Origin of the sequence: Aliarcobacter butzleri (assembly GCF_900187115.1) — a bacterium.
GTDB classification, from domain to species: domain Bacteria; phylum Campylobacterota; class Campylobacteria; order Campylobacterales; family Arcobacteraceae; genus Aliarcobacter; species Aliarcobacter butzleri.
The window spans coordinates 1,360,347-1,373,420 of the sequence record NZ_LT906455.1; the positions used below are offsets into that span (position 1 = coordinate 1,360,347).

The window sequence follows — 13,074 nt, forward strand, 5'->3', positions numbered from 1 at the left end:
TGAGTTACAATTCTTCTATTATGATAGAAGGATTTTAAAGTGAAGAAAAAACTAACTATTGCACTAATTATTCTACTGATAAGTTTTATTTCTTATAAAATCTACTCAAATATATTTTTAAAAAATGAAAATAACCTCACATTCTATGGAAATATAGATACAAGAACTGTAAATGTTGGATTTAGATTTTTAGGAAAAATTGAAAATATAACAAAAGATGAAGGTCAAATTGTCAAAAAAGACGAAGTTTTAGTAAAACTTGATACAGCTAGTTTAGAAAAATCACTAGAAGAGTTGAATGAAAAGGTTTTTGCATCAAAACTTGAACTATCAAAGTTACAAACAGGTTATAGACAAGAAGAGATTTTAGAAGCAAAAGCAGCAATGGAAGAAGCTATAGAAAATCTTAATAAAACAAAAGATACCTATAATAGACAAGCAAATTTATTTAAAACTAAATCAACTTCTGAAGAAAATTTTACAATTTCTCAACTAAACTATAAACAAGCCTTAGCAACTTTAGATAAAGCAAAAGCTCTTTATGAATTAAGAAAAAATGGTTATAGAGACGAAGATATAAAAATTCAAGAATCAAATTTAAAATCATTAGAAATTCAAGCTGAAAAACTAAAAATTGATTTAAATGATTCAATTATAAAAGCTCCAGTTAATGGAGTTATTCTTACAAGATTTAAAGAAATTGGCGCTATTACAAATGCTGGTGAAAGTATTTTAGAAATTGCAAAAACTGATGAATTTTGGGTAAGAGCATATATTGATGAAAAAAATCTAGGCAATATAAAACCTGGTTTGAAAATGTCTATTCAAACTGATTCGAGAAGTGAAAATTATGAGGGAGTTATTGGATTTATTTCTCCAGTAGCTGAATTTACTCCTAAAAACATTGAAACTCAAGAATTAAGAGCTGATTTAGTTTATAGCTTTAGAGTTATAGTAAAAAATCCTGATGATAAAATAAGACAAGGTATGCCTGTAACTTTAAAAATAGCGCAAAATAATGCAAATAATTAGTGCTTCAAATTTAGAAAAAACCTTTACAGATAATACAAATGCTATAAAAAAAATAAACTTTTCTATTTTTAGTGGAAAAATAACAGGAATTGTAGGACCTGATGGAGCAGGAAAAACAACTCTAATTAGAATGCTTACAGGTTTATTAGCCCCTACTTTTGGTGAACTAAAAGTTTTAAATTATAATATGCCAAATACTTCTAGTGATTTTTTACAACAAATTGGATATATGCCTCAAAAATTTGGTTTATATGAAGATTTAACTGTTTATGAAAATTTAAAACTTTATAGTGATTTACAAAATATTGAAAATTCAAATAATAGAATTGATGAGCTTTTAACTTTTACTTCTTTAAAAAAATTTCAAGATAGATTAGCAGGAAAACTTTCTGGTGGAATGAAACAAAAACTTGGTCTTGCTTGTGCTTTGATAAAAAAACCAAAACTTCTTTTACTTGATGAACCAGGAGTTGGAGTTGATCCAATTTCTAGAATTGAACTGTGGGAAATAGTACAAAAACTTTTAGAAGATGATATTGCAGTTGTTTGGAGTACTTCATATTTGGATGAAGCTCAAAATTGTGATGAAGTAATTTTATTAAATGAAGGAAATTGTCTTTATCAAGGAACTCCTCAAAATTTAAAAAAAAATATGAAAGATAGAGTTTTTTTAATAAATGGAATATTCTTACAAAAAAGAGAAACTCTTACAAAAATTTTGGAACAAGATGAAATTTTAGATGCTGTTTTAGTTGGTTCAAAAATAAGAATTAATCTAAAAAAGAATACAACTTTATCAAAAGAATTTATCTATAAACTTGGAGAAGATGTAAAAATAGAAGCAATTGAGCCAATATTTGAAGATTGTTTTGTTGATATTTTAAATATGAAAACAAAAGCTCATTCACAACTTGTAGAAAATATGAAAAATATTGAAAAAAGTAGTTTAAAATTGATAGAAGCAAAAAGTTTAACTAAAAAATTTGGTAATTTTATTGCAACTGATAATATAGATTTTGAGATAGGAAATGGTGAAATATTTGGATTTTTAGGTCCAAATGGTGCAGGAAAATCTACAACATTTAAAATGCTTTGTGGTTTATTAACCCCTACTTTTGGAACAGCTAAAGTATTAGGAGAAGATTTATATAAATCAAATTCAAATATAAAAAACTCTATTGGTTATATGGCACAAAAATTCTCTTTATATGGAAATTTAAAAATAAAAGATAATTTAGATTTTTTCTCAGGAATATATGGACTAAAAAACAAAAAAAGAGAAGAAAAAATAGAAGAGATGATAGAAATCTTTGATTTTAAAAACTATTTGCATCTAAATGCAAATTCTTTACCTTTAGGAATAAAACAAAGACTCTCACTTGCATGTTCTGTTATGCATGAACCAAAAGTTTTATTTTTAGATGAACCAACTTCAGGAGTTGATCCAATCACTAGAAAAGAGTTTTGGACACATATAAATGGAATGGTTAAAAAAGGAGTTTCAATCATGGTAACAACTCATTTTATGGATGAAGCTGAGTATTGTGATAAGATAATGCTTATTTATAAAGGTAAAAATATAGCTAGTGGAACGCCTGATGAATTAAAAGGTCTTGTTGGACCTAATGCTTCTATGCAAGATGCTTTTATCACTTTAGTTAAAAAATATGATAAAGAAGATTTATAAATGAATTTAAAAAGATTAAAGGCTTTAACTTATAAAGAGAGTTTACAAGTTTTTAGAGATCCTAGCTCTATTTTAATAGCTTTTATTTTACCTTTGATTTTACTATTTTTAATGGGTTATGCGGTATCTCTTGATGCTAGAAAAATTCCAATAGCTATTATTTCTAAAAGTAATAGTGAATTATCTCAAAAATTAATTTCTTCATTTATTAGTTCAAACTTTTTTGAAGTTGATTTAAGTAAAGATAAAAATATCTATTTAGAACAAATGCAAAAAAGTAAAATAAAAGCCATTTTAACTTTAAATAATGATTTTGGTAAAAATTCTAAATACGATATTCAAATAATTACAGATGGAACAGAACCAAATGGTGCAGGATTAGCTCAAAATTATATTAGTGCAGTAATAAAACTTTGGGCAAAAGCAAATAATATTTATAATAAAGAAAATATCATTTTAGAATCAAGATATTGGTTCAACCCTCCTCTTTCAAGTAGATACTTTTTGCTTCCTGGTTCTATTGCTATAATCATGACTTTAATAGGTACACTTTTGACTGCACTTGTAATAGCAAGGGAATGGGAAAGAGGAACAATGGAAGCACTTATGGCAACTCCTGCAACTATGAGTGAAATACTTATAGGAAAACTCATTCCTTACTTTATTTTAGGAATGTTTTCTATGCTTTTGTGTTTCATCGTTGCATATTTTTGGTATAAGATACCATTTATGGGAAGTTTTTTTATTTTAATAATATTAAGTTCTATTTATCTTTTTTCATCTTTAAGTATCGGTTTACTCATTTCTACATTAGCAAAGAATCAATTTGTTGCTGCACAAATGTCATTGATTGTTGGATTTCTACCTGCATTTATACTTTCTGGTTTTTTATTTGAAATAGGAAATATGCCACAATGGCTACAATATATAACTTCAATAATTCCTGCTAGATATTTTGTTGAATCACTTCAAACAATATTTTTAGCAGGAAATATTTATGAAATTTTTATTTTTGATGCTTTTGTAATGATTTTAATATCAGCTTTACTTTTTGCATTTGTTTTAAAAAAATCAAAAAAGGCTTTATAATGTTTGAAAGACTATTTGCTTTAATAAAAAAAGAATTTCTAGCAATCAAAAATGATAAAAAAAGTCTAATGGTAGTTGTTCTTCCTCCAATTGTTCAAGTAATACTATTCTCTTTTGCTGCAACACTTGAAGTAAAAAACATAAATTTAGCTCTTTTAAATCAAGATGATAGTTATAAAAGTAAAGAGTTAATAAAAGATTTGGGAAGTTCAAGTTATATAAAATCCCTAAATATTGTAAAAAGTTATGAAGATGGGAAATATGAAATAGATAGACAAAAAGTTATTGCTTTTATAGTTATTCCGTCAGATTTTTCAAAAGATTTAGAAAAAGGAAGCTCAAAAATTCAAGTTATTTTTGATGGAAGACGCTCAAATACTTCTCAAATTGTTGAAGGATATTTAAATCAAATAATTTTAAATCATTATAAAAAAGAGCAACTCAATAGTAAAATAAATATTATTTCAAGAAATTTTTATAATCCAAATTTAGAAAACTTTTGGTGGATTGTTCCATCATTATTTGCCTCAATTTCAATGGTTGTTGCTATGCTTTTAACTTCATTATCAATAGCAAGAGAGAAAGAATTAGGAACTTTTGAACAAATACTTGTATCTCCACTTAGTTCTATTGAAATCTTACTAGGAAAACTTCTTCCTGCTTTATTTATAAGTGTTTTAGAATCAACATTTATACTTTTTGTAGCAATCTATTTTTTTGGAGTACCTTTAAATGGCTCAATTTGGTTATTATATTTAAGTGCAACTGTTTTTTTATTTTCTATGTCAGGAATTGGACTTTTTATATCATCAATTTCAAATACTCAACAACAAGCAATTTTAGGAAGTTTTGTGGTTATGTTACCATCTTTTTTACTTTCAGGTTTTGCAACTCCAGTATCAAATATGCCTCAATGGTTGCAACCATTTACAGATTTTATACCTTTAAAATATTATTTGGAATTGATAAAAGGGATATTTTTAAAAGATATTAGTTTTTCTATTGCACTAACATACTTAACTCCAATGTTTTTATTTGGAGTTATATCTTTATTTGGGACAGTAATCTACTTTAAAAGAAAAAGAGCTTGATTATTGCTCATTTTCTTTTGAATCTAAAATAAACTCTTTATTTTTATAAATAGAATGAATAAATGCTAAAGTTATTGGAACAATAGCAAAAGTTGTTACAAGCATTGGTGGTAAGTGGTGAAATATCTGAACTAACATTGATAAAGATAAAAGTCCAATTGACCACATTGCTCCATGTTCTAAATAGATATATTTTGATACAACATCTCTTTCAACCATATAAATTGTTAAAGACCTAACAGCCATAGCTCCAATACCAAGTCCTAACATAATAATCACTATATTTTGAGTAATTGCAAATGCACCTAAAACTCCATCTAAAGAGAAACTCATATCAATAAGTTCAAGATACATAAAAGATATAAAACCACCACTTACTTGAGTTATTTTAGAATCTGATTCTTCTTCATTTTTATGTTCAATAAAACCTTTTAAAAACTCTATCATATAAAAAGCAATCACACCAATAATCATAGGCGCAAGAATTTCTATTTTATTTACATTAACCATATTATCACCCATCACAACTTGATTTGGTGCTATATATGTAATCCCTAACATTAAAAATAAAATAAATAAAATCTTTACATCACCTATTTTAGATATTTTTGTAGCAAAATTTTCAATTGATTTTATCCAGTGTAAATCTTTATTCTCATCAAAAATAAATTTTAAAAATAACATCAACAAAAACATTCCACCAAAAGACATAATAACGTGGTGAGAACTCTCTATAATTCTTTCATATTCATCTGGATTTGTAACAGCAAGATTAAATGAATCTATAAATCCCATAGGTGTAGAAAAATATACAATCAATATAGGAAATACGAATCTTACTCCAAATACAGCAATAATCATACCCCAAATTAAAAATCTTTTTCTCCAAACAAGAGCCATTGTTGCTAAAATAGTTGCATTAACAACTGCATTATCAAAAGATAAAGATAATTCAAGAACAGAAAGAATTGTTCCTTGATAAACAGCAAAAAAACCACCATAAAGAAAAAGTAATATAGTAGCGATAAACCAAACGGCAAAAAAACCGTAAAAATATGAAATAATTGGTTTTTGTATCAAAATAAATCCTTTTTATTGATATCTTATTAGCAAAAGTTTCGCCATTTTATCTAATTTTGCTTAGTAAAAGATTATGGTTACAATTTGGTTACAAATTATCTTTTTGAGGAATAAAAGCTCCAATAATTCCAAAAATAATTGAAACTAATATCCAAGAAAAACCATATTCAAATAGAGGTAATTTTGATAAAAATTCTATATGTAGAGTTTTTTCAGAGATAACCTCTAAAAGAGAGAATCCCATTGCTCCAAAACTCGCAAATTTATAAATGTTATCATTTTTGATACTTTTTTCAAAAAATATTAGAATAACTAAAACTATTGCACCAGGATAAACAACAGCTAAAATAGGAGATGCAAAAGAGATAATAAACTCTAACCCAATATTTGTAATTATTATGCTAAATATTGTAACAACAAAAATCAAAGTCGTATAAGAAATTCTTCTATGAGAAAGTTTTGAAAAATACTCAGCAGTTAAACTTGTAAGCGCAGAACCAGTTGTAAAACAAGCTAAAAAAACAATTATTCCTAAAAGTAAATTTCCAGCGCTTCCAAATAGATGAAAAATTATATTATTTAATAAAGAAGCTCTTTCTATATCTACTGTATAAGTTGTAGAAGTTGTAGCTCCTAAATATGTCAATCCAAAATATATTATAAATATAAATATCGCTGCAACAATAGAAGCATATCCTATTAATTTATATCTTAAGATAGGAGATTCATATTCTCCTTTATCTGAAACTGCTTTTATTATAATAATTCCAAAAGCTAATGCAGCTAAAACATCTAAAGTTTGATAACCTGCTAACATTCCTTCGAGAATAACATTTTTAGACGATTGTACAGAAGAAACATCTCCAAAAGGAGTTATTATTCCTTTGATTATTACAATAATTAAACCAATAAAAAGAGTTGGTGTTAAAAATTTCCCTAAAATTTCTATCATTGTTGTTGGTTTTAATGTAAAAATCAATATTAAACCATAATAAATAACAGATGTTATTATAGAATTTGTTAGATTATCACCAAAAAATGGAACAACTAACATTTCATAAGTTGTAGCACCTGTTCTTGGAAGTGCAATTAATGGACCAATAGATAAAATTATCGAAGAAGTTAATAATATTCCAGCAATAGTTCCTATCTTGTGAGTTAAATATTCAATATGTCCACCAACTTTAAGTAGTGCAAACATTGCTAAAGTAGCAAAACCAATATCAGCAATAAAATATGATACAAATGCAATTTCCCAATCATTTGTAGAACTAAGTCCTAAATATGGAGGAAATATAATATTTCCTGCACCAAAATACATAGAAAATATAGCAAAACCTAAAATTAGAATATCTTTTGTAAGTTTGTTTTGTTTGAGCATTTTGTTCCTATTGCTAATTTCAATTTACTATAATATCAAATATTATCTTTTTACCATATTTTTAATTGTATTAAAGCTAATAAAATTATAGAAGAAATAGCAAGGAATATACCATAAATTGTACTTTTATAAAGTTTTTCTTTGAAATAAAATCTTCCAATTAAAGTCCCACCAATAATAACTCCTAAATTCATTGTGATAAAAACTAAAGTAGGACTTTGAGCAAAAGCTTTGTGTGCTTTTATATAAAAATAGATATTTGAAAAGTTTAAAATTCCAAAAAATATTCCTAAAAAGAAATATTTGAAATTGGTTTTACCTTTAAAAATAAATATATAAAATAGAGAAACTATCGCACTACAAATAAAAATTAAAAATAATGTTGTGATAAAATCTGCTGATTTATTTATAGCTATTTGTTTAAATAAAGTATCGACGATTCCATATCCTAAAAATACAGCAAATAAATAATATATATTTTTAAAACTACTATTTGCACTTTTATTTCCTAAAATAAGAAAAATGCTTATGAAAGTTAAAACAATTACTATTGCTTTATTATATGAAAAATGTTCACCAAAAAGTACAAAACTTAGAATTATTGGTATTATCAAAGATAATCTTTGAAAAATATCTGTTCTTGCAAGTCCTGAAGTTTCTAAAGATTTATTTAAAAAATATAAAATTGTTGGTAATAAAAAACCAGTAATAGCTATAAGTTTATAATTATAAAGTTCAAAATTTATTTTTTGTATTTGGATATGAAATAAAAAATAAGATAAAAATATTGCAGTAAGATAGTTTGAGAAAATAAATATAAAAAGATCTTTTTTGAAGCCAATTTTTAAGGATTTTATATAAAAACCTACTAATAAAGATGATAATAAACTAATAGCTAAAGAACTCATATTTTGTAGATTTTAAATTTTCCTAACATATAGATGGCGACCCCAGCAAGATTCGAACTTGCGTGTTTAGGAGGAAATCCTAACGTCCTTGGCCACTAGACGACAGGGTCAAAAAAAGAAATAGATTATAGTTTAGTTTGAGTTTGTTTTTGCTTAAAAGAGAAGTATCAAATAATGATATTATCGTAATTTCTTAAATCTATTTTTAGAAAGTTTTATTATAGAAGAAGCAGTTGTTTCATAAAAACCATCGCCATTTTCTACTATTACATCGGCATTTTTTGAAGCATAATTTATCTCAAAATTTTTTGTTGTTTCATTTGCAGAAGTAGAATAAAGTACAGAAAATTTTGAGATAAAATCATAAAATTTACAATCTTTACTTACAACTCTAAAAGAGTTTAAATTTGGATATATAAAAGTAGTTTTTTTACTATTTCTAACAAGTTTTCTAAAATTTTTTGGAACTCTTGCATTTTTATTTAAAGTAAAAAAAGTATCAACTGTATTTAAAATCTTTTTTGAATTTGGTCTTTTTTTGATAGCTGAGAGTTTTTCATCATTTGATGATGAAAAACCCACTGTTGTATCTGTTTGAACTAGATAAACTAGAGCTGAGTCCATTAGTTTTCTAAAAACTCTTGGATTGATTTTGGAGTTGAAACATCATTTGTTTTTAAAACTTTGATAGCTTCAACTGCAGCAAATGCAGCTGCAACAGTAGTAAAGTATGGAACATTCATTCTTAAAACTGCTCTTCTTATCTCTTTTCCATCATCTTTTGATGATTCTTGATCTCCACTTGTATTTATTGCCATTGCAATATCACCATTTGTAAGTAAATCAGTAATATTTGGTCTTCCTTCACTTACTTTTAATACTTTTTCGCAATCAATTCCAGCTTCTTCAATAATCTTATGTGTTCCACCTGTTGCAACAACTGTAAAACCATTTTCAGTCAAACCTTTTGCAATACTTGGAGCAAATTCTTTGTCTAAATCACATAAAGAGATAAATACTTTTCCTTTTTTAGGAAGTTTATTTTTAGCAGCACTTTGAGATTTTGCAAATGCCATTCCAAAATTATCAGAAATTCCCATAACTTCACCAGTTGATTTCATCTCTGGACTTAAAAGTAAATCAGCTCCATTTAATTTATTAAATGGGAAAACAGCTTCTTTTACAGCAACATGATTTTTAAGTCTTGGTTTTAATACATTATTATCTTCAAAAACAATATTTTTATCATAAACAGCAAGTGCATTTCTTAAACTTTCACCCCACATAACTCTAGTTGCTACTTTTGCTAATGGCATTCCAGTTGCTTTAGATACAAATGGAACTGTTCTAGAAGCTCTTGGATTTACTTCAATTAAATATATTTGACCTTTATGAATTGCATATTGTGTATTCATAAGTCCAACTACACCAAGACCTAAAGCCATCTCTTTTGTTTTAGTCTCTAACTCTTTTATTAAATCATCACTAATAGAAACAGGAGGTAATGAACAAGCAGAGTCACCTGAGTGAATTCCAGCTTCTTCAATATGTTGCATAATTCCACCAATATAAACTTCTTTTCCATCACTTATACAATCAACATCAAGTTCAATTGCTCTATCAAGGAATTTATCTATTAAAACTGGTGCATCATTTGAAACAGAAACTGCTTCATCCATATATTGTTTTAATTCATCAGTTGAATAAACTATTTTCATACCTCTTCCACCAAGTACAAATGATGGTCTAACTAATACTGGATAACCGATTTTTTCAGCAATTTCTATCGCTTCAGTAACTTCAACAGCTGTTCCATTTTCTGGTTGTAATAAACCGATTTTTTCAACAAATGCAGAGAATTTTTTTCTATCTTCAGCTAAATCAATAACTTCAGCTGTTGTTCCAATAATTTTTGCTCCAGCTTTTGTTAAAGCATTTGCAAGTTTTAATGGAGTTTGTCCACCAAAATGTACGATAACACCATCTGGATTCTCTTTTTCAACTACACTTCTTACATGTTCAAAATCAATTGGTTCAAAATATAAAATATCAGAAGTATCATAATCTGTTGAAACAGTTTCAGGATTGCAGTTATACATTATAGTTTTTACACCCATTTCATTTAAAGCAAATGAAGCGTGAACACAACAATAGTCAAACTCAATACCTTGCCCTATTCTATTTGGTCCTCCACCAATAATCATAACTTTTTTATCAGTTGATTCAGTTTTATCTATTTTTGGAAGTTTTGTTACATTTGTAGTTGAATATAAATATGGAGTTAAAGCTTTAAATTCAGCAGCACAAGTATCAACTTCATTATATTCAAAATCAACATCTAAAGTTTTTCTTGCAAGATAGATATCTTCTTCAGTTTTACCTATTAAATTAGCAATCATTTTGTCACTAAAACCGTTTGATTTTACTTTTCTCATAAAATCAGCATTTGTTAAAATTGATGAATCTATTGATTTTTCTAAATCATGGATTTCTCTAAATTTAGTTAAAAACCAAGGGTCAATTTTTGATAATTCAAAAATTTCTTCATTTGATAAACCTTGTCTCATACCTTCCATTAGATATAAAAGTCTTTTATCATTTGGTCTTCTAATCTCTTTTTTAATAAAGTCTAAATCTTTATCTAAAATTCTATCAAATCCAACAAGACCAGTTTCCATTGAGCAAAGTGCTTTTTGAATAGATTCATTAAATGTTCTTCCAATTGCCATTGCTTCACCAACAGATTTCATAGAAGTTGTTAAAGTTGAATCAGCTTTAGGGAATTTTTCAAAAGTAAATCTTGGAACTTTTGTAACTATATAATCAATTACAGGTTCAAACGAAGCAGCAGTTCCTGTAATATCATTTGTGATTTCATCAAGTGTAAATCCAACAGCTAAAAGTGTTGCTACTTTTGCAATTGGATAACCTGTTGCTTTAGATGCAAGAGCAGAAGATCTTGAAACTCTTGGATTCATCTCAATTACAATCATTCTTCCTGTTTTTGGGCAGATAGAAAATTGTACATTTGATCCACCTGTATCAACTCCAATTTCTCTTAAAATTGCAAAAGATGCATTTCTCATATCTTGATACTCTTTATCTGTAAGAGTAAGAGCTGGAGCAACAGTTATAGAATCTCCTGTATGAACTCCCATTGGATCTAAGTTTTCAATAGAACATACGATAATACAGTTATCATTTCTATCTCTGATAACTTCCATTTCATACTCTTTCCATCCAAGCATAGATTCCATAATTTCAATTTCATTTATTGGAGATGCTTCAATTCCAGATGCAGCAAGAACCTTAAACTCTTCCATATTATAAGCAACTCCACTTCCTCCACCAGCAAGGGTAAATGAAGCTCTTGAAATCACAGGGAATCCAATCTCTTTTGCCACTTTTATAGCTTCTTCTAAAGTATAAGCATTCGCACTTTTTGGTAAATCCATACCAATTTTTTTCATAGCTTCATTAAAAAGATGTCTATCTTCACCTTTTTTAATAGAATCAGGATGTGCCCCCAAAAACTTGATACCTTCAAGCATCCCTTTTTCGTACATAGAAGTAGCAACGTTTAATGCTGTTTGTCCTCCCATAGTAGGTAAAATAGCATCAATATTCTCTTTTTCAATTATTTTTGCAACAACTTCTTCTGTAATTGGTTCAATATATGTTTTATCAGCAAATTCTGGATCAGTCATGATTGTAGCTGGATTTGAATTAATTAAAACAACTCTATATCCAAGTTCTTTTAGCGTTTTTGTAGCTTGAGTTCCTGAGTAGTCAAACTCACACGCTTGACCAATAACAATTGGTCCAGAACCAATAAGTAAAATAGATTTTATATCTTCTCTTTTTGGCATAAAAAATTCCCCATATATATTATAAAATTTGGATATTGTATCGAAAAAGCTCTTAAGATTGTGTTATGCAATGTTTTCATAATATTTGTTATTAATTAAAAAAGGAAAATATAAATGATAAAACAAAATAAAACTTATTTGAAAAATAGAGGATTTATTTTCTTTGTATTATTCTTTTTATTTACAAATTTATATTCTGATTCTACAAATTATAATGAATATGAAGAGTTAAAAAAATCTATAAATATAAAATATAAAAATCAAATTCCAAAAGAGTGGAAAGAAAATGTAACAGGAGTTAAAACAAAATTAAAAACAAAAGAAAAAGTTTTAGCAATAACAATGGATGCTTGTGGAAGTTTATATGGAATGCAATACGATAAAGATTTGATATTATTTTTGGAAAAAGAGCAAATTCCTGCAACACTTTTCGTAAATGCAAGATGGATAAATAAAAATTTAGAAGATTTTAAAGTTTTAGCAAATAATCCTCTTTTTGAAATAGCAAATCATGGATTACTTCATAAACCAGCTTCAGTAAATGGAAAATCTATTTATAAGATTTCTGGAACAAAAAATATTGATGAATTAATTGATGAAATTGAATTAAATGCCAGAAAAATTGAATCAATTACACAAAAAAGACCCAAATATTTTCGTTCAGGAACTGCTTATTATGATGAAATAGCTGTAAAAATAGCAAATGATTTAGACCATGAAGTTATTGGTTTTTCAATTTTAGGAGATGCTGGAGCAACATTTAGTGCAAAAAAAGTTGAAGAAACATTTTTAAAAGCAAAAGGTGGAGAAATAATAATTGTACATTTTAATCATCCAAATTCAGGAACAAGAACTGGTATGATAAGTGCAATAAAAGAGTTAAAAAATAAAGGTTTTAAATTTGTTAAGTTATCAGATTACTCTTTAGAGTAATCTA

Annotated in this window: 10 protein-coding genes and 1 tRNA gene; 5 read left to right on the top strand and 6 right to left on the bottom strand. The window is 26.9% G+C overall.

Features of this window, described 5'->3' with window-relative positions; genetic code table 11:
* Positions 1-39: 39 nt before the first annotated feature.
* Genes CKV87_RS06810 through CKV87_RS06825 form a run of 4 tightly spaced genes read left to right on the top strand, consistent with a single transcriptional unit; the run spans position 40 to position 4,899 of the window.
* On the top strand, positions 40-1,032 hold the full coding sequence (locus CKV87_RS06810) for an efflux RND transporter periplasmic adaptor subunit (protein WP_012013026.1): 993 nt from the start codon (positions 40-42) through the stop codon (positions 1,030-1,032).
* Positions 1,019-2,719: an ATP-binding cassette domain-containing protein gene (locus tag CKV87_RS06815; protein ID WP_012013027.1), complete on the top strand. Its 1,701-nt coding sequence runs from the start codon at positions 1,019-1,021 to the stop codon at positions 2,717-2,719. Before CKV87_RS06810 ends, CKV87_RS06815 begins: the two co-directional genes overlap by 14 nt.
* Positions 2,720-3,808: an ABC transporter permease gene (locus tag CKV87_RS06820; protein WP_012013028.1), complete on the top strand. Its 1,089-nt coding sequence runs from the start codon at positions 2,720-2,722 to the stop codon at positions 3,806-3,808.
* A complete protein-coding gene (locus CKV87_RS06825) occupies positions 3,808-4,899 on the top strand; it encodes an ABC-2 transporter permease (protein ID WP_012013029.1) in 1,092 nt (363 codons plus the stop codon). The genes CKV87_RS06820 and CKV87_RS06825 overlap by 1 nt, the downstream gene beginning before the upstream one ends.
* On the opposite strand, the gene CKV87_RS06830 is transcribed toward CKV87_RS06825, so the two are convergent.
* The 6 genes from CKV87_RS06830 to carB form a co-directional block, all read right to left on the bottom strand.
* Entirely contained in the window at positions 4,900-5,979 is a 1,080-nt protein-coding gene (locus CKV87_RS06830; RefSeq protein ID WP_012013030.1) for a DUF475 domain-containing protein, read from the bottom strand.
* Positions 5,980-6,067: 88 nt separating this feature from the next.
* Positions 6,068-7,360 carry a branched-chain amino acid transport system II carrier protein gene (brnQ, locus tag CKV87_RS06835; protein WP_012013031.1) on the bottom strand — a complete coding sequence of 431 codons (1,293 nt, stop codon included), beginning with the start codon at positions 7,358-7,360 and terminating at the stop codon, positions 6,068-6,070.
* A 50-nt stretch (positions 7,361-7,410) separates the two neighbouring features.
* Positions 7,411-8,268: an EamA family transporter gene (locus tag CKV87_RS06840; RefSeq protein WP_012013032.1), complete on the bottom strand. Its 858-nt coding sequence runs from the start codon at positions 8,266-8,268 to the stop codon at positions 7,411-7,413.
* 34 nt (positions 8,269-8,302) lie between these two features.
* Positions 8,303-8,378 (bottom strand) — tRNA-Glu (locus CKV87_RS06845).
* Positions 8,379-8,448: 70 nt separating this feature from the next.
* Positions 8,449-8,892 carry a hypothetical protein gene (locus tag CKV87_RS06850; protein WP_012013033.1) on the bottom strand — a complete coding sequence of 148 codons (444 nt, stop codon included), beginning with the start codon at positions 8,890-8,892 and terminating at the stop codon, positions 8,449-8,451.
* Complete coding sequence (gene carB / locus CKV87_RS06855) at positions 8,892-12,137, bottom strand: carbamoyl-phosphate synthase large subunit (protein WP_012013034.1); 3,246 nt, start codon at positions 12,135-12,137, stop codon at positions 8,892-8,894. Before carB ends, CKV87_RS06850 begins: the two co-directional genes overlap by 1 nt.
* 114 nt (positions 12,138-12,251) lie before the next feature.
* On the opposite strand from carB, the gene CKV87_RS06860 reads away from it, so the two are divergent.
* Entirely contained in the window at positions 12,252-13,070 is an 819-nt protein-coding gene (locus CKV87_RS06860; protein ID WP_012013035.1) for a polysaccharide deacetylase family protein, read from the top strand.
* The last annotated feature ends 4 nt before the right edge of the window (positions 13,071-13,074 follow it).